This is a genomic window from Chitinophaga sp. 180180018-3 (genome assembly GCF_037893185.1).
In the GTDB taxonomy this organism is placed as follows: domain Bacteria; phylum Bacteroidota; class Bacteroidia; order Chitinophagales; family Chitinophagaceae; genus Chitinophaga.
Map to the genome: position 1 here is coordinate 7,373,766 of NZ_CP140772.1, position 19,120 is coordinate 7,392,885.

The window sequence follows — 19,120 nt, forward strand, 5'->3', positions numbered from 1 at the left end:
GCAACCCTGATAGAGATATTCAAAATTATTAGATTCCATAGGTACATATGTAAAGTTTTGATTCGTTAACTTCTCATTAACACTATCATGGGGATTTTCGGATTCTACGTTGAGATATTTTTTCTCTACATAAATTACGTATGAACATGCATTATGGATTGTTAGATCTTGCAAATCAAATGGCTAATTGACAAATCCGTGAGTTTTTTGTTTAAAACTGTCTGATAATCACCGATGAGCAAAAGCATAGAAATTGTTAACTTTACCGCAAAAGGCTTGTAAGTGGCGGATATAATTAATTTATTACCAGACAATATAGCAAACCAGATAGCTGCAGGGGAAGTAATACAAAGACCAGCATCAGCTGTAAAGGAATTATTGGAAAATGCGGTGGATGCGGGAGCAACGGAAATTCAGCTGATCATTAAGGATGCGGGCAAGGAATTAGTGCAGGTAATTGATAATGGTGGCGGCATGAGCGAAACGGATGCGAGAATGTGTTTCGAGCGTCATGCTACCTCAAAAATACAATCCATAGAAGATCTGTTCCAGATCACCACCATGGGATTCAGAGGGGAAGCCCTGGCTTCCATTGCAGCTGTTTCACAAGTAGAGCTGAAAACCCGGAAAAGGGGTAGCGATATCGGCACCTATGTGGAGATTGACAACAGTTTTGTTAATAAACAAGAACCTTGTCAGACTGCCGAAGGCACCAGTATTGCCATGAAGAACCTGTTCTTCAACGTACCGGCGCGCAGAAACTTTCTGAAGAGCAATGCAGCAGAGATGCGGCATATTGTAGATGAATTCATCCGCGTGGCAATGGCCTTCCCTCAGTTGCAGTTTTCGCTGACCAATAATGGCCAGCAGCTGTTCCACCTGGAAAAAGGATCTCTGAAACAGCGCATCGTTGCCATTCTGGGCCAACATTACAATGCCCGCCTGGTAAGCGTAAAGGAGACCACCGACTACATGAACGTATACGGATTTGTGGGAAAACCGGAAACGGCCAAAAAAACCAGGGGCGATCAATTCTTCTTTGTCAACAACCGGTTTATCAAAAGCTCTTACCTAAACCATGCAGTCATGAATGCATTTGCCGATATTATTCCGGCAGATGGCTTCCCGCTATATGTTCTTTTCATCGACGTCAACCCGGAGCATGTTGATATCAATGTACATCCTACCAAACAGGAGATCAAGTTCGATGATGAAAAGCTGATGTATGCTTTTGTACAATCTGCAGTAAAACATTCACTGGCCCAATTCAGCATCACCGCTACCCTGGATTTTGACCTCGATCCGAATATCCAGTCGCTCGACGCTGTGAGCAAGCCCTTTACAGCTGAACAGCAGCAGGAGTCCAGACAAAGCTCGCTTTATAAATCGTTCACACAGGCCAACCAGGCACATATGATCGATAAAAGCAGCAACGCCAGTAATCTGAAACACTGGAAAGATCTCTACGAGCCAGCTCAGAGCGACAGCTACGCTGCCAGCTCCTATACTGTTGCGCCCGAACCGGAAGCTAAACCAGAAGTCACTTACGAAAGCCAGCCACATGCCACAGCTTCTGTTATCGACGAACGCTGGCAGGATACGCCTTCCGATCAGAAGGTACCCGTGCAGGTGCATCAGCAATATATCTTATCCCAGATCAAGTCGGGTTTTATACTGATCGATCAACACGCTGCCCATGAAAGGATCCTCTACGAACGCTATCAGCGCGCGTTACAGGAAGCCCCCATGGCCACCCAGCAAAGCCTCTTCCCGCAAACCCTGCAGCTGCCTCCCGCAGATGCAGCCCTGGTAAGCGAAATGCTGGCCGACCTGCAAACCCTTGGATACGACCTGGAACCCTTTGGGAACAACACATTTGTTGTTCGCGGTACCCCCGCTGATATACAGAATGGCAACGACCAGGCTACCATTCAGAGCCTGATTGAACAATTCAAACACTTCAGCCATGAACTGAAAGTGAATAAACGCGAGCACCTGATCCGGTCTATGGCCCGTAACAATGCCATCCCGGCCGGCAAAACACTCTCCGCCCGCGAAATGCAAAATATCATTGACGAACTTTTCGCCTGCAGTATGCCGAATGTGGCCCCCGGCGGTAAGTTCACTTTTATATCATTTAAGCTGACAGACCTGGCCAGGATGTTTGATAAAAGCGGATTCTAGTCAACGGCTATCAGCTATTGGTAAAGTGCCTCGAAGACGGATCTTCGGGGCATTTTACTAATGACTGATAGCTAATAACTGTTGCTGTAGCTGCAGGAACAGTTGATACTTTTCCTGGTACCCTGCATATTTTTCCGGATCCGGTTCGAAGGCCGCCTGTAATTCTCCGCCTCTGCCAGCCCTGATTTCAAGCCGGAGGGTATCGGCAGCCAGGTAAATAGCCCCCATGGCCGAAGCATCGGCCGTATGCCGGAGATACATTGTTTGCCCGAAAATGTCGGCCAGCAGCTGTATCCAGCCAGGAGCATTGGTAAATCCCCCACTCACTGAGATCTTTTTTACCGGCCCGGCTGTTTCGCCGAGGGCATTCCTGATACTGAGCAGGGCAAAGCAAATGCCTTCCAGCACCGCCCTTGTGAAATGGGCCGCAACATGCCGGGGCTGTATCCCGATGAATGCCGCGGTGGCATTACTATCCCAGATCGGGGCCCTTTCCCCTAGCAGGTAAGGTAAACAGATCAGCCGCTCCGGCGCAATATTCAGCGCCTCTTTTACCAGTCCGTCGATATCGCTCAGTGGCCGTTGCAGGAAATCTCTCACAAGCCACTGTAGTACTACTCCGCCATTATTGGTAGCGCCTCCTGTGATATAGGTATGGTCAGTAAGCAGATAGGTAAAAAGCCGTTGCTGACTATCAGTAAGCGGCCGGCTGCCTGCCATCCTTACCGCGCCGCTGGTACCAATGGTAAGTGTGGCGTGCCCCTCATCCAGGGCGTTGCTCCCCAGCTGCGCGAGGCAACCATCGCTCCCTCCTATCACAATAGGCGTGGTGGCTGGTATCCCCAGTTCCCGGGCAATACCGGGTTTTAGTTCCCTGATCACGTAATCGGCCGGTACCGGCACTGGTAGCCGCGTTGCACCGACCCCGGCTGCTTCCAGCGCATCCGCATTCCAGCGGAGGGCATGTATATCGAACAGGCCGGTGGCCGATGCTGTGGAATGATCCGTCAGATAATGGCCGGTAAAATGATGCAGTATATATTCCTTGATCCCCGGAAACATGGCTGCAGCTGCAAATATGCCTGGTTGTTGTTCCCTCATCCACATCAGCTTACTCAGGGGCGACATGGCATGTACCGGGGTGCCGGTTTGCCGGTAGATGAGCAGCCCGCGGGGAGTATCCCGGAGGGCCCGGGCATAGGGTTCACTCCTGTTATCGGCCCAGATAATCAGCGGTGTCAACGGCGCCCCCTCCCCATCTACCGCCATGATACTGTGCATGGCGCTACTGAAAGAAATGGCCGCCGGTGGCCCATCCATCCCGGCCACTACCTCCCGGATACCTCTTTTAACCGCATCCAGGATCTCCGGAGCTGATTGTTCGCTGTAGCCCCGCTCCGGATGCCGCGTCACACAGGCCAGCTGGACGGATGGGCCCGGCTCACCGTTCATCCTCAAAACAATCGATTTTGCACTACTGGTGCCAATATCCACGCCGATAATATACCTGGTGTTATCACTCATATAAAAAACCTTCCTTTTTCCGCATTTAATTTATAGATTTAAAACCTGTGTTCTACTAAAAAGTCTAAAATATCCACGCAAATGGCATTCGAAATCAAAAAACAGGGAAAGGTTTATGACGTTTGTATTGTTGGTTCCGGTGCCGGAGGAGGTATGGCAGCGAAGATCCTGTCGGAAGCAGGTCTGAAGGTAGCCTTACTGGAAGCAGGTCCTAAGTACGACCCCGCCGATCCGGAGCAGGCGACGCAATTAAAATGGCCCTACGAATCACCCAGAAGAGGCGCGAGCACCACTCGCCCATTCGGCGACTTTGACGCCGCCTATGGAGGCTGGGAGCTCTCCGGCGAACCTTACACCAGAAAAGACGGCACGCAATTCGACTGGTTCCGCTCCCGCATGTTAGGAGGTCGAACCAACCACTGGGGCCGTATCTCTCTGCGTTTCGGTGAACGCGATTTCAAACACAAAAGTTATGATGGACTGGGCGATGACTGGCCTATCAACTATGAAGAAGTGGCCCCTTATTACGACCGGGTCGACAAAATGATCGGCGTGTTTGGGTCTCGCGAAAACCTTCCCAATGAACCGGATGGGTTCTTTCTTCCTCCGCCTAAACCCAGGCTCCACGAGCTGATGTTAAAAAAAGCAGGAGATCGTTTAGGAATTCCCGTTATCCCTTCACGGCTTTCCATCCTTACCCGCTCCGTAAACAAAGATCGCAGCCCGTGTTTCTATTGCAGTCAATGTAACCGCGGCTGTACTGTGTATGGCGACTTTTCCTCCTCTTCCGTATTGGTGAAACCAGCGATGAAAAGCGGACATGTAGATCTGTACACTAATGCGATGGTGCGGGAAGTGCTGACAGATAATAACGGCCTGGCAACAGGAGTAGCATATATCGACAAAACAGACATGCAGGAATATTCTGTAAACGCACGGGTAGTGGTACTGGCAGCCAGTGCCTGCGAATCCGCGCGATTACTGCTCAATTCCAAATCGGCCAAGCATCCTAACGGACTGGCCAATTCCAGCGGTGTAGTAGGTAAATACCTGCACGACTCCACTGGTTCTTCCAGAGGCGGCTTCCTTCCCCAGCTCATGGACCGCAAGCGGTATAATGAAGATGGTGTTGGAGGTATGCACGTGTATATTCCCTGGTGGGCAGATAATAAGAAACTGGATTTTGCACGGGGTTACCATATCGAATTCGGTGGTGGCATGCACATGCCTTCTTACGGTTATGGCTTCGGTATGGAAGGCATGAACGGGAAATACCCTGGCAAAGACGGAAAAGCCAAGCCGGCCGGTGGTTACGGAGCGTCGCTGAAAGACGATTACCGCCGTTTCTATGGTGCATCCATTGGTTTTGCCGGAAGGGGCGAGTGTATTGCGCGTGAAGACAACTATTGCGAAATAGATCCGAACGTGGTAGATAAATTTGGTATCCCGGTGCTTCGTTTCCACTATACCTGGAGCGAACATGAGATCAAACAGGCCAAACACATGCAGGATACTTTTGAACAGATCATGCATGAAATGGGAGCGATCCCGGCTGGCGCCAAACCCGGACCAGAAACGAACTACGGGCTCGAAAACCCTGGTCGTATCATTCACGAGGTAGGTACCACCAGGATGGGAGATAATCCTGGCAAGTCAGTGTTAAACAAATTTAACCAGGCCCACGACGTGAAGAACCTCTTCGTGGTAGATGGCGGCGCATTTGTATCCCAGGCAGATAAAAATCCTACCTGGACCATCCTCGCCCTGTCTATGCGAGCATCTGAATACATAGTGGATCAAATGAAAAAGAAAGCACTCTAAATCATTATGGACAGAAGAGAATCACTCAAAGCCATTGCACTGGGCAGTTTATCTGTAGGCGCTATTTTATCGACCACCGGTTGCGACGATAAAAAGGGTGCAGATGGTAAAAAAGAAGGCGTAGCCGGCAGCGCGCAGGGCTATGGCCGTACACCAGATGAAGTAACACGCGATAAAGCATTGATGGATCAGAAGTTCTTCACCCCTGAAGAAATGAAAACCATCACCATACTCGCAGATATTATTATTCCTGCCGACGAACACTCCGGAAGTGCATCCGATGCAAAAGTACCGGAGTTCATCGAGTTCATTGTAAAGGACATACCGGATCATCAGCTGCCGATGAGAGGCGGGCTGCGCTGGCTGGACCTTCAGTGTGCCAAACGGTATAATAAATCCTTTGCGGAATGCAGCGAACAACAACGTATTGAAATAGTTGACCTGATTGCCTATCCGGAAAAAGCCACCCCGGAAACTAGTCAGGGTGTCGCATTTTTTAACCGGATGCGCAACCTTACTGCAACAGGATTCTTTACCAGCAAAATTGGTATCAAGGATCTTGATTACAAAGGCAACACCCCCAACGAATGGGATGGCGTTCCTGCCGATGTATTGCAGCAATACGGTTATGCGTATGATGAAAAAACATTGGCTACCTGCCTGAAAATTGCAGACAGGGGTAAGCTGATGACCTGGGACTAACGACCAAAGTTGCTATTTCATAATTTAAATCCAGAAAATTTCACATCAATGATTCCAGAAAAAAAGAATGAGGGAGAAAGCAATGTATCCCGCAGATCATTCCTGAGAAACGGTGCACTTACCGCAGCCGGTTTCATGATTGTTCCACGTCATGTACTCGGCAGGGGCTACCTGGCGCCCAGCGACCGCTTGCGTGTAGCAGGTGTTGGTGTTGGCGGTAAAGGCTTTAGCGATATATCAGAATTTGCAAAAGGTCCGGCAGATATTGCTTTCCTCTGCGATGTTGATAAACGCCGTGCAGCCGAAGCCGTTAAGAAATTCCCTAAAGCTAAATTCTATACAGACTTCAGGGAAATGTATGATAAAGAACACAAAAACTTTGACGCCGTTTCCGTATCCACGCCGGATCACACCCACGCCGTGGCTGCTATGGGAGCCATGCAGCTGAAGAAACATGTATACGTTCAGAAACCGCTGACACATGATATCTACGAAGCGCGCATGCTTACAGAAGGCGCTAAAAAACATAAAGTAGTGAGCCAGATGGGTAACCAGGGCGCCTCCGGAGATGGTGTACGCCAGCTGATGGAATGGTATAACGCCGGACTGGTTGGCGATGTTCATACTGTTTACTGCTGGACCGACCGCCCCGTATGGCCGCAGGGTATTGCCTGGCCAACCAATCGCCAGGAAATTCCTTCAGAGCTCAACTGGGACCTCTGGTTAGGTACCGCACCGAAGAGAGAATACGTTGATAACCTGGTGCCTTTCAACTGGCGCGGCTGGTGGGATTACGGCACCGGCGCAATCGGCGATATGGGTTGCCATATTATTGAACCGCCTTTCCGCGTATTAGGCCTGGGATATCCTACCTCCGTGGAATGCAGTGTTGGTAGCGTTTATGTGGGCGAATTTACCCGTGGCTATTTCCCCGAAAGCTGCCCTCCGTCTTCACACGTGATCATGAAATTCGCCGGCAAAAACGGTAAGGAAATAACCCTCCACTGGATGGATGGTGGTATCCAGCCTGAGCGCCCCGAGGAACTCGGACCTAACGAAACCATGGGAGATGGTGGTAACGGAGCCATCTTTATCGGTGATAAGGGTAAAATGATGTGCGGTACTTATGGTATGTATCCGAAACTGCTGCCTACTTCCCGTACTACTGAAGTAAACGTACCACAAACGATTGACCGTGTACCGGAAGGACACTATGTACAATGGGTAAATGCTGCTATTGCCGGTTATGGAAGCCAGAAACAGAAAACGCTGAGCTCTCCGTTCGATATTGCAGGACCACTCACCGAATCCATTCTCATGGCGAACCTGGCTATCCGCAGCTTCGATATCCGCAAGCCCAAAGCCGGCGGTAAAGGCTTCGATTATCCGGGCCGTTATATCAAACTGCTCTGGGATGGTAATAATATGAAGATCACTAACTTCGATGAAGCCAATCAGTTCGTTAAGCGTACTTATCGCGACGGATGGTCTCTTGGAGTATAATAACACTATCATAAAAAAAAATGCAGCGGAGGGATCTCCGCTGCTTTTTTTATACACACTCCTTACCAATTATAGTCCTTCTGCTGCTGCAGATTTACATTCTTCCTGATTTCGTTGGCAGGAATCGGCAGCAGGTAGTTCTTCTCTTTAACAAACTTTCTGTCCTGTATACTGAACGGACGATATGTAAACGGATGTCCGGAGATCTGTGAGCCCAATACTTCAATGCCTTTGGCATTTACATTAAAAGCAGTTTGTGCTTCATCTATCCAGCGTCTTGCATCGAAATAACGATGCTCTTCAAACGCCAGCTCATAGCGCCGCTCGTACCTTAAAATGGCTTTAAGCGCATCGCCGCCGGCACTTGTGGCAGGCATACCGGCGCGCTGCCGCACCAGATTCAGCTTATCCCGGCCTGGCCCTTCCTGTTTTGCACCAATAGCAGCTTCCGCATAGTTCAGCAATATTTCAGCATACCGGAAATAGATCCAGTTCTGATCGCCCCGGAAGAATTGTGCATCCAGGTTTTTATCCATGAACTTCCGGATATAATAGCCGGAAAATGTTCCGTTCCAGTTTTCGATAGTACTGTTGCGGGTATCAAGCCCCCAAACACTGTCTTTACCATTTGCAGCTTCATATTTACCTGTTTGTATGATACCAACCGGGTCGATCTTCGCACCATCTGACGGGCGGGGCTTCCATTTTGCACCATCATAAAGAATGGTGGCATAGAAGCGGGGATCCCGATTTGCGTAAGGAGATTTGGCCTGATCCGGACTACTCCAGGAAAAAGCACTTCCATCTTTCATCTGGTAGCCGCTTACAAAATTTTCCAACGGAACGTTCCCTCCCCAGTTGTGATACCCGTTTGGCCCGTTATACAGGTCTACGGATGTTCCCAGCAGTGCTTTGTCGTATTGTTTTACGAAGATCAGCTCCGGATTCTCCTTGTCGAGGAATACCCGCGAATAGTTATCTGTAGGATTGCTGGTAGGTTGATATAAACTGTATATATTCATGCCCATCACCGCCGCTGCCGCATCCATTGCCTGCTGATAGCGATCCGTCTGACTACCGGAAGTGTAACCCATCAGTTCATTCGGTACTTTGGAATTATTGAACAGGTCGCTGGCTGCAAACAGCAATATCCGCGATTTCAACGCCAGCGCTGCTCCTTTGGTCGCCCTGCCTTTGTTGGCAACCCCATCGTAAACTACTGGCAGCTGTTGCGCGGCGCTGTCGCATTCATCTGAGATAAACTTGATACAGTCAGCAAAAGGAGCCCTTTTGATACTCAGGATCTCCTGCTCATCTCCTTTCACCTTAAATGTTTTGGTGATCAATGGCACTCCTCCGAAATACTTTACCAGCAAGTGATAGTACCAGGCTCTCATGAAGTGTACTTCTCCTGTCATCCTGGTGCGTACACTCTCGTCTGTAAACGGTACTGCTCCTACTTTTTCGAGGAACATGTTACAGTTCCTGATTGCTTTATAATGCGCATCCCATCTGGCAAAATCACCTATCGCTCCCAGGTCGTCTGCGGAGGCATTTCCCTGTACTACCCTCGATGTATTATAATCGTGTATGAACCGGCTTTCATCCGACATAGAAGAAAGCATTACTTCATTGAACCCTGGCCGCATTTGTACATACAGATCATTTACGAATGCCTGCACCAGCCCCACGTCTTTCCATACATCTGCTTCCTCATATTCTGTCAGCGGCTTCTTTTCCAGGAAGTCTTTGTTACACCCTGCAGCAACAACGCCTGCCAGCGCCACTCCTGCTATATATTTTAGTATGATTGTTTTTTTCATGACGCGTCAATTAAAAGGTTACGTTTAATCCCACATTGTAAATCTTCGTTTGCGGATAATATTGTCCACTTCCGGCAGGCGCTTCCGGATCAAATATTTTCACCTTGTCGATAGTCAGCAGATTCTGGCCACTCACATATACCCTCAGATTCTGAAGTCCGATACGTTTGCAAACTGCAGAAGGAATGTTATACCCGATGTCCAGTGTTTTCAGGCGTGCATAGTTGGTATTCCAGAACCAGAAAGTATTTTGCCGATTCACCCAGTACTCACGGTCACGGTCGTACGCTCTTGGCCAGGAGGCATTGGTGTTTTGTTCTGTCCAGCGGTCTTGTACGAAGGCCATCGGGAAGTTGCCTATCAGGCCCGATTCTGTACGCAGGTACTGACTGGCGCCGGTAGCTCCCTGCCACAGCATGGTGAAATCGAAGTTTTTGAATTTGGCAGTCAGGGTAAGACCAAAGATCCAGGTTGGATTTTCTGTACGGTCTATCCGGATACGATCGAGATCATCGATTACGCCATCTCCATTTTGATCTTTGAAAATGACATCTCCGGCCCTGGCGCCTCCTATATGAGCGCTTTTGTCTACTTCATCCTGAGTTTTATAGATGCCTATTGCCTCGTAATACAGCGGAGCGCCGATCTGTTTGCCGGTCGACTGTTGCCAGACAGGTACATTAGGTGTTTCATCCCAGAACAGTATCTTGTTTTTAGCGTGGGTAACGGTTCCTATTATTTCATAATGGAATTTCCGGATATCGTTTTTATGGCTCAATACCATTTCAAAACCTTTGTTTTCCACACGGCCGATATTCTCCTGTGGCAGGGTCATTCCTGTATAACCCGGCATGGATAAGCTGCGGCTGACAAGGATATTGGAACGACGGGTATAAAAATAGTCGCCTTCAAAGGCCAGTTTATCACCAAGGATTTTTGCTTCCAGACCTACGTCGTAGTTGTTGGCCACTTCCCAGGTGATGCCGGCATTAGGAGAACGTAACTGGTAAATACCTTTATTCAGGTCGCCGCCAAACATCACACCACCGCTACTGAAGCCGTAGGTACTCAGATACTGGAACGGATCTATCAGGTCGTTACCCATTTGCCCGTATGCAGCCCTGATCTTGAAGTAATCCAACGTACGGATGTTCTTCTTCCAGAAATTTTCGTTTGACAATACCCATCCGGCGGATGCTCCCGGGAAAAGCCCCATCCGTCGCCCTTTGGGGAAATTCTGCGAACCATCGTAGCGCATATTGAAATCGAACAGGTATGTCTCTTTATAATTATAAGAAATACGACCGAAATAATTACGGCGGGCATATTCGAATGCTGCGCCCTCATTGCTTTTCTCCTTATCTCCGCCCAGGCTTAGCTGATCAAGTTTGTCGCTGATGAAGTATTTCCTGTTGGCTGAAAAATTATCATTCCTCAACGTTGCCTGTTCAAAAGCGATAAACGTGCTGAGGTTATGCTTGCCGAAAGAGCGAACGTAGTTCAACTTAGCATTCACCGTTATCTGGCGCAGTGTACCAAATGATTCTGTAAGCTGAGGAGCGCTTGCTCCCCTGGAACCCGCGTTCAGCTTGTGAGTAGGATCATTTACATCTGCAAGAGTGTAAAGCGTCCATGGTTTAATAAAGGATTTATTGAAATCAAAGTTCTGATCATACGCAAAACTTCCATCTACAAACAACCCCTGCACCCATGGGATATTCACTACTGCAGCCATATTGGTGTTGATCACATAGTTCTTATCATTAGTGTAACCGATTGCATTTGTTCCCGTAACAACGGGGTTATCACCGTATTCGATATCAGGCCCTGGCAGCCCATTTGGCCAGATAGCATTTTCAGTAGGTCGTCCACGCATCAGGGATCTGAAAATGGAGCCTGCACTACGCGGAGGGAAGCTTCTGTTTTCCAGCCGGCCGGCGAGGTCGAAGCGCAGGCGGATATAATCATTTACCACCGCGTCCAGGTTGGCTCTTACGTTCTGTTGTTTGTAATTGGTTGCACTGTGTTTGTAAATACCGTCCTGGAAGAGTGATCCGAGAGATACATAATAACTCATCTTCTCTGTTCCACCGCTCAGCGACAGGTCGTGCCGGTTCTGCAGAGAGATTTTCTTAATAGCAGCATCGTACCAGTTGGTATTCGGATACAGCCAGGGATCTGACCCATCGCCGAATTTCTTGATCTGGTCTTCAGTGTACCGGGGTACATCGCCTCCATATTTCAGGATTTCATTTACGACCCTTGCATAGGTAGGCGCATCCGCCATTTTTGGCAACCTGGTTGGTGTTACAAATGACTGGTTGAAACCATAGCTCAGCGTGGGCTTTCCGCCCTTACCCCGTTTGGTGGTCACCAATATAACGCCATTGGCTGCACGCGAACCATAGATGGCCGCTGCCGCGTCTTTCAGGATGGAAACGCTTTCAATGTCGTTAGGATTCATCCGCTCAAAACCATCGCGGGGGAAACCGTCGATTACAACAAGCGGATTACTGTTTCCCAGCGTACTTCGGCCACGGATAAAAATGCGGGAACCATCGTAACCGGGTTCGCCGCTGTTGTTCACTGCAATGATCCCCGGAATGCGCCCCACGAGTGAGTTGGAGATATTCACGTTGGGCGATTGCTGCAGCTCAGCACCTTTCACAGAAGAAACAGCACCTGTTTTGGTGACTTTCTTCTGCGTACCGTAACCTACTACAACATACTCATCGAGGGTTTTTTGGTTCTCCTTCATCACAGTATTAATACTGCTCTTCCCTTCTACCCTAACTTCCAGCTGATCAAAACCGATGTACTGAAATACGAGCACCGCGTCTTTCTTTACATCATTGATCACATAATTACCTTTTTCATCGGTAGTGGCGCCTTTTTTGGTGTCCTTCACCAATACCGTCACCCCGGGCAGGGGGTTCCCGTTGACGTCTTTCACTTTACCTCTGATGGTGAGATTTCCCTGCTGCCAGATACCGGGCAAGGGTTCGCGCGCAGTCGTTGCGCGACTGTTGGTTGCAAACAGGCATAGCAATAGCAATGCCTTTGCATAACGTGGATGCATGCTACAAGTGATTTAGAGTGTGATAAATATTAATTCAAATTTTGGTTCTCCTGTGATTTAGCGTGTGATGAATATGCGTTCAAAATTTTGGTTCTTATAGCGTCGTGCGACAACTATACCGCGGATATGATGACGGGCTAATCGCGTGGTGTAAGTTTAGGTCTTCACGTTCACTAACGGGAATTCATGGTAACAAGCGAATTTTTTAAATCATTAAAATTTATCGACGATTCAGTTTTTCAAAACGACTAAATGGGTATTCATGTCTGCGTAAGATATTCAGAAAACCTTTAATTATTTTCGAAATATAATTGTTTTAAATACATTTATTTTAAAATAACGGATCTTAAAAAAAAATTTATGAAAAGGTCCGTTCGTTAGTTCAGTTATTCTATCCCTTTTTTGCATAATTTTATATTATTCAGCGTTATAGGAATATCAACCTGATGGTTCTATGAAAAAAGGTTTCTTTTTCACAGCTATCCTGTCCATCGCCGTGCTGCTTTTTTCCTGCAGTAAGGAAATGAGTAACGAAGGAGATGGAAACTCTCCCCCGTCGGGGAACTGTGAGTACGCCCCATACACTAATGGTTCTGTTTTTTCCTTCATCAATATAAATAGCTCCAAAGACACTATTAAATACGATTTCACTGTTTCGGGAGATACCACCATTAATGGGAATGTTTACAAAATTGTAGGCAATGACAGTGTATTTACCTGTTCCAACTGTAAAACAGGAATATACACCCAGGTGGCCAGTATTCTGACATTTCAGGGTTATAAAGCAGATGATCTGAAATTGACCTATCTGAAAGACAATGTTCCGGCGGGCACTACCTGGCGCGATACCATCACCGTCAACAATGGGGGCACCAATACTTCCGGCATACTGGAATTTACCCTTTTGCAAAAAGGAATCACCAAGGTGGTGAATGGGAAAAACTATGCTTCTGTAATCGCTGTCAGAATGGATGCCTATGCGATTGTACTGGGCAATGCGATTCCCGTGGGTACTATTTCCACCAGTTATTACGGCAGGGGTGTTGGCCTGATTGAGGCCGACCAGCAACGGGATACCACACTTCTTGTGTCTTACACCCTGAAACCATAACGGGCTGTTAGTATTCCTTCCACACCATTGTAAGCATTTTCTCCACGGCTCTTCTTATGGCAGATGCTGATTCATGATGGTTATTTATCAATACACTAAATACTAACTTCTTTTGTTTCCTCGTAATCAGGTACCCACTCAACGCTACTACCCCGTTCAATGTTCCTGTTTTTGCATGCACAAATTGTTGCTGGTAGTAATTTCTCAGTGTTCCTCTCCCTCCCGTTGGAAAGATCCGCCACAGCCGATCCTGCGGAAACTCCTGCTGCATAAGGGTGAGTACTTTCACGAAATCGCGCGGAGTGAAGAGGTTGTAGCGCGAGAGCCCGGAGCCATCCTCCCATTGGGGCGGATGTGGCAGGGTTTTCAGATCATGATCCAGTAGCCAGGCAATGGTCCGTTTACTGCTAACGGTGTCCCACATGCTGGAAGATGCCATCATCAGTGTTTGTTCTGCAAAAAAGTTATCGCTGCGTTCCATCATCGGCTGAAACAGGGAATCGGCAGGAATACTGCTCAGCACCCTGAACCGGCTGCCGGGAGGAGGTATAACGGCCACGCCTATCTGTTTATGCAGGGTATCTTCCAGGCGCTGCCGGAGATCCGGCACAGATCCGGTGATAAAAGGAACTGCTGCGGTAAAAACGCCTTTGTTACGGGGATTGTATTTCAACAGGAAGAGGTTACTGCGTTCCTCCCTGCTGGCGATGTTCTCGCTAAGGGTGTCGTCTTTCAATATATTCAGATTATAGGAAGATGGAATAATGATATTGGAATCCGCATGATGGCGGATACGAACCACATTTCCATACATAGGCCACTCTCCCAGCTCTGACTGGTAATCGTCCGCATAATCGCCCCAGGCCCAGCCCGGACCGTAACGCTGATTCTCGTTCACGCCCTGCACGAGATAGATCTTCTTTGAAGTTTGCAGCAGCAATTGCAAAAGCGGTTGCCAGGAGTAATCCGGATGCAGGAAGGAAGGATCTCCGGTTCCCTTTACAAATAGAGCTGTATCGTTTTCAAAGTACCTGGCGCCGGGAAGAGAATCGCCGAGTAGCTTCAGCCCGGCATACAGGGAAAAGATCTTTGTGTTGGAGGCCGGCGTAAAGAATTTATCATCCTGGTATTGATACCAGTACTTTCCCGTGGCAGGTTCATAGATACAAATACCCACGTGAGCGTGCTCCAGCGGCGATTTGTGCAAAAATTCCGTTTCTGACCATTTTTTAATGGCGGGTACCTGCCCGGCAACGGGCAGTGATACCAGCAACGTAATTAGTGCAGCCAATAATTTTTTCATAGATGAAAATTACGAATTGTGCCGTACGAAAACAGGGATTTGTGGAAGACGCCTGTCGGCCTCTTTCCTCAAATCCCTGTCAGTAAGTGTGAGCAGCTTATTTATCAGCTAAAGTATTTAGTGATACCTGGTTTGGCATAAGCATAGTTGCCAGATGCATCCGGCATAACCGGTGGTTGTGCATCAAATGAATATGTTTTAGGATGGATATCGAGACCGGAATTCAGCGCTACATCCCAGTTGATCACCTGACCGGAGTAGGTGGCCAGTCGGCCGATGATAGCGGAAAGCGTGGCTTGTGCTCCTCTTTCTGCATCTGCAAATTTGTACTCTCCTTTGGCAATAGCTGCAAACAATTCGTCGTGCTCTGTCTGGTAAGGATTGTTCTCTTTCTTCTTATCGAACTGGTAAAGTACCTTGCCTTTGTGATCCACGATCTGTGCTTTATCACAGTAAATACGGCCCTTAGTACCCACAATCTCCTCATCTACTTTGCTGGGCGCATCTTTCCAGTGACGGCACTGACTGTTCATTACCACACCGTTAGCATATCTGTACTCTACGAAGTGGTGATCGAATATTTCACCGAATTCTTTACCGGTACGTACTGCACGGCCACCAATGCCATAGGAGGTTACAGGGGTTGCTCCCATGAACCAGTTACCGACATCAATATTGTGGATATGCTGTTCTACGATATGATCGCCGCAAAGCCAGTTGAAATAATACCAGTTACGCATCTGGTATTCCATTTCGGTATACTCAGGTTTGCGCGGCTTCACCCATAATGCACCCTGGTTCCACCAAACCTGTGCCGACAGCATATCACCGATCATACCATCCTGGAAGCGTTTGTAGAGCTCACGGTAAGAGTTCTGGTAACGGCGCTGTAAGCCTACCACCACATTCAGTTTCTTGCTTTTCGCAACGGCGGCGGCATCCAGCACTCTTTTAATCCCAGCGGGATCAGTGGCAACGGGTTTTTCCATGAAAACATGTTTGCCCTGTCTGATCGCTTCTTCGAAATGAATAGGACGGAATCCCGGAGGTGTAGCGAGGATCACTACATCAGCCAGTTGTATAGCCTGCTTGTAAGCATCGAATCCAATGAATTTGTGTTCTTCCGGAACAGCCACTCTGTCGGCAGCGCTGCCCAGTGCCTCTTTAATATTGTCGTAGCTGTCTTTCAGTCTGTCGGGGAACGTATCGGCCATCGCTATGAGGCGCACGTTTTGCTTTGTGCTCAGCGCCTGGGTTGCTGCACCGGTACCACGGCCACCGCAGCCGATCAGTGCAATTTTTATTACATCGGAAGCTCCCGAGAAATAATTTGCTTTAGAAAGTATAGGCATCGCCAGCAAGCCGCCCGCAAGCAGGGTAGTCTGCTTTACGAACTCGCGGCGCCCTTCGCCGTGGAATTTTTTTTCGTTTTCCATAAATGAGTAAGATTTTTTAGATTTTAGGAACTGGGTCTGAATTAGCGTGCGCCTTTATATTTAGCGATCATTTCATTATAGAACTTTTCGGCTTCTTCCTTGCCTGGCTGCTTCGCCGGACGTACTATCCGGAAGCCCACAAACGGAGCATCGGCATTCCACCAAACACTTTTCGGGATCTGCGGATCGCGACGGTTCCAGATAGGATCAGATTTAATGCGTGCAGCGCTTCTCAGCAGCTGTGCATCATCCTGAAAACTTCCTCCTTTCAGCAAGCCGGAAACCTTTGTGCCGGCAATAGCCTGCGGATCTTTTTCAGTGGCATTGGCGATGCCTTTTTCATCGTATTGGTCCAGGGTCCACTCTTCCACGTTGCCAAGCATATCGTACAGGCCCCAGGCATTGGGCTTCAGCTGGCCCACCTTATGGTATTTCTGGCTGCTGTTCCCTGAAAACCAGGCATAGTCTTTCAACTGAGCACCATCTTCTCCAAAAGGATAAGCCGTAGTTGATCCGGCACGGCAGGCATACTCCCATTCTGCTGCAGTAGGCAGGCGATAGAATATGCCTGTTTTAAAATACAGCCACTGACAGTATTTCATAGCGGCATACTGGCTCATACTGTTAGCCGGAAAACCGCCGGCCTTGCCCATTCCCAGGGTAAGGTCAATGTAGGGGGGGCTGGGGCGGGTGGTACCATCCGGCACGGGTGTTTTATCTTTTTCTGCGTCGGCAAATACATCATATTCGTCAAATGTTACCTCGGTAGCACCCATCCAGAAATCGGAGAGCTCTATTTTCCTAGCGGGGCCTTCGTCTTTGTTTCTCCCCTTTTCACCGTCGGGGCTTCCCAATTTGAAACTTCCTCCCTTAATAGGTACCATCCTGAAGCTGACATCAGTTCCGGGGATTTGCTGAGAATAGGCTTCGAATGTTTGTGTTGATTGTGCTATCGCCACCTGGCTGAACAATCCGCTCAGCAGGATGGTTACATACTGTTTAGTCATCTAACGTAATTGAAAATATAAGGTGGTGAATCTAAAAAAAACTAATCTGGAATACAATATTTTTTGATGAATGCGCGAAAATGGCTGATGAATTGAAAATTTTTGTAAAAAATTAGTATTTCCTTTGTAAAGCTATTAATTTAATACCAGTCTATTGTAGAATCAATCAAACCTTATGGAAAGAAGAAAATTCCTTCAAAACGGTGCCCTGGCCAGCATTTCGGCAATGGCACTCGGCGGAATCAGCCACGCAGCCCAGGCTGCAACTGACCATGTCGCCGATAGCGAAATGGGCAAACCCAAGCCGTTTAACATGAATTATGCCCCACATGATGGTATGTTTAAAAACAGCGGTGGCAGTAACTTCCTGGATCAGATAAAATATATGCACGACCAGGGTTTCCGCGCGATTGAAGATAATGGAATGTTAGGACGCCAGCCAGCTGAACAATCCAAGATTGGCGAGCTGCTGAATAAACTCGGTATGCAAATGGGCGTGTTCGTTGTAGATACCGGAAACAACTGGAAAACTTCGCTGACTACCGGCAAACAGGAGTTCAAAGATGCTTTCATTAAAACCTGTAAAGACAGCGTAGAAGTAGCAAAGCGATGCAATGCCAAATGGGCAACTGTAGTTCCTGGCTATTTTGAACGTAATCTGCCAATGGGTATCCAAACAGCCAATGTAGTAGATGCATTGCGCAGGGGTGCAGAAATTTTCGAACCCCACGGCCTTGTTATGGTGCTGGAACCTCTCAGCGATAACCCCGACCTGTTCCTCCGTACAGCCGAACAAAGCTTCGATGTGTGTAAAGCAGTAAACAGCCCTTCCTGCAAGATTCTCTATGATATCTTCCATATGCAACGCAATACGGGCAACCTGATACCTGTGATCGACTGGTGCTGGGATGAAATTGCCTATTTCCAGATTGGCGATAATCCGGGCAGAAAAGAACCAGGCACCGGCGAGATCAACTATAAGAATATTTTTAAACACCTGCATGAGAAAGGCTATAAAGGCATTCTCGGTATGGAGCACGGTATGGCCGGACAAGGCAAGGATGGCGAAGCAGCCCTGATCAAAGCCTACCGGGAGGCAGACCGGTTCTAGGTGTTAGCTTTTAGCAGTTAGCCTTTAGTAAAGCGGAGACCACAGCGGGTATTATTCAGATGATATCCATTGTGGTCTCCGCTTTACTAAAGGCTAACTGCTAAAAGCTAATGACTTTTTCTTAACTTAACTGGTGTAAAAACTTTCATCATGGGATTTCTGATCCGTATACTGGTTAGTGCATTAGCTGCGATGTTAACCGCTTACCTGCTAAAACCCGCAGTAAAAGTAGATAGCTTTGTGACCGCACTGATCCTTGCATTGGTGCTGGCAGTACTGAATGCACTCGTAAAACCCTTGCTGATCATACTTACTTTCCCGGTAACAATTATTACGCTTGGGCTTTTTCTTTTTGTTATCAATGCCCTGATCATTCTGCTGGCAGCGAAACTGGTACCAGGCTTCAAAGTGGATGGTTTCTGGTGGGCGCTGTTATTCAGCATTGTGATGACCGTTATTAACAGTATCATGATAAATCTGGCAGGCGGCAACCAGGATTAACCCTTACTGTAACTG

At 48.0% G+C, this 19,120-nt stretch carries 13 protein-coding genes; 7 read left to right on the forward strand and 6 right to left on the reverse strand.

Features of this window, described 5'->3' with window-relative positions; translation table 11 throughout:
* Positions 1 to 282: 282 nt before the first annotated feature.
* A complete protein-coding gene (gene mutL / locus UNH61_RS29105) occupies positions 283 to 2,184 on the forward strand; it encodes a DNA mismatch repair endonuclease MutL (protein WP_326995527.1) in 1,902 nt (633 codons plus the stop codon).
* Between the two features lie 57 nt (positions 2,185 to 2,241).
* Here mutL and UNH61_RS29110 read toward each other — a convergent pair whose 3' ends face one another.
* A complete protein-coding gene (locus UNH61_RS29110; RefSeq protein ID WP_326995528.1) occupies positions 2,242 to 3,708 on the reverse strand; it encodes a gluconokinase in 1,467 nt (488 codons plus the stop codon).
* A gap of 81 nt (positions 3,709 to 3,789) precedes the next feature.
* Here UNH61_RS29110 and UNH61_RS29115 point away from each other — a divergent pair, with 81 nt between their 5' ends.
* The 3 genes from UNH61_RS29115 to UNH61_RS29125 are packed head-to-tail and all read left to right on the forward strand — an operon-like array spanning position 3,790 to position 7,734.
* Positions 3,790 to 5,529 carry a GMC family oxidoreductase gene (locus UNH61_RS29115; RefSeq protein ID WP_326995529.1) on the forward strand — a complete coding sequence of 580 codons (1,740 nt, stop codon included), beginning with the start codon at positions 3,790 to 3,792 and terminating at the stop codon, positions 5,527 to 5,529.
* Between the two features lie 6 nt (positions 5,530 to 5,535).
* On the forward strand, positions 5,536 to 6,231 hold the full coding sequence (locus tag UNH61_RS29120) for a gluconate 2-dehydrogenase subunit 3 family protein (RefSeq protein WP_326995530.1): 696 nt from the start codon (positions 5,536 to 5,538) through the stop codon (positions 6,229 to 6,231).
* Positions 6,232 to 6,279: 48 nt separating this feature from the next.
* Entirely contained in the window at positions 6,280 to 7,734 is a 1,455-nt protein-coding gene (locus UNH61_RS29125) for a Gfo/Idh/MocA family oxidoreductase (protein WP_326995531.1), read from the forward strand.
* Positions 7,735 to 7,796: 62 nt separating this feature from the next.
* Here UNH61_RS29125 and UNH61_RS29130 read toward each other — a convergent pair whose 3' ends face one another.
* Together UNH61_RS29130 and UNH61_RS29135 are read right to left on the reverse strand one after the other, a co-directional pair.
* Positions 7,797 to 9,557, reverse strand: coding sequence for a RagB/SusD family nutrient uptake outer membrane protein (locus UNH61_RS29130; protein ID WP_326995532.1), 1,761 nt, complete (start codon positions 9,555 to 9,557; stop codon positions 7,797 to 7,799).
* 10 nt (positions 9,558 to 9,567) lie between these two features.
* The gene (locus tag UNH61_RS29135) at positions 9,568 to 12,636 is read right to left on the reverse strand and encodes a TonB-dependent receptor (protein ID WP_326995533.1); all 3,069 of its coding nucleotides are present in this window, start codon (positions 12,634 to 12,636) and stop codon (positions 9,568 to 9,570) included.
* 454 nt (positions 12,637 to 13,090) lie between these two features.
* Here UNH61_RS29135 and UNH61_RS29140 point away from each other — a divergent pair, with 454 nt between their 5' ends.
* Positions 13,091 to 13,747, forward strand: coding sequence for a hypothetical protein (locus UNH61_RS29140; protein WP_326995534.1), 657 nt, complete (start codon positions 13,091 to 13,093; stop codon positions 13,745 to 13,747).
* A 7-nt stretch (positions 13,748 to 13,754) separates the two neighbouring features.
* On the opposite strand, the gene UNH61_RS29145 is transcribed toward UNH61_RS29140, so the two are convergent.
* The 3 genes from UNH61_RS29145 to UNH61_RS29155 all read right to left on the reverse strand — a co-directional run bounded on the left by UNH61_RS29145 (position 13,755) and on the right by UNH61_RS29155 (position 17,493).
* Positions 13,755 to 15,050: a D-alanyl-D-alanine carboxypeptidase gene (locus tag UNH61_RS29145; protein WP_326995535.1), complete on the reverse strand. Its 1,296-nt coding sequence runs from the start codon at positions 15,048 to 15,050 to the stop codon at positions 13,755 to 13,757.
* Between the two features lie 104 nt (positions 15,051 to 15,154).
* Positions 15,155 to 16,486, reverse strand: a complete 1,332-nt coding sequence (locus UNH61_RS29150) for a Gfo/Idh/MocA family oxidoreductase (RefSeq protein WP_326995536.1) — start codon at positions 16,484 to 16,486, stop codon at positions 15,155 to 15,157.
* A 41-nt stretch (positions 16,487 to 16,527) separates the two neighbouring features.
* Entirely contained in the window at positions 16,528 to 17,493 is a 966-nt protein-coding gene (locus tag UNH61_RS29155) for an SUMF1/EgtB/PvdO family nonheme iron enzyme (protein WP_326995537.1), read from the reverse strand.
* 175 nt (positions 17,494 to 17,668) lie between these two features.
* On the opposite strand from UNH61_RS29155, the gene UNH61_RS29160 reads away from it, so the two are divergent.
* The gene (locus UNH61_RS29160) at positions 17,669 to 18,604 is read left to right on the forward strand and encodes a TIM barrel protein (protein ID WP_326995538.1); all 936 of its coding nucleotides are present in this window, start codon (positions 17,669 to 17,671) and stop codon (positions 18,602 to 18,604) included.
* A gap of 150 nt (positions 18,605 to 18,754) precedes the next feature.
* Positions 18,755 to 19,105, forward strand: a complete 351-nt coding sequence (locus UNH61_RS29165; RefSeq protein ID WP_326995539.1) for a phage holin family protein — start codon at positions 18,755 to 18,757, stop codon at positions 19,103 to 19,105.
* Positions 19,106 to 19,120: the final 15 nt, after the last annotated feature.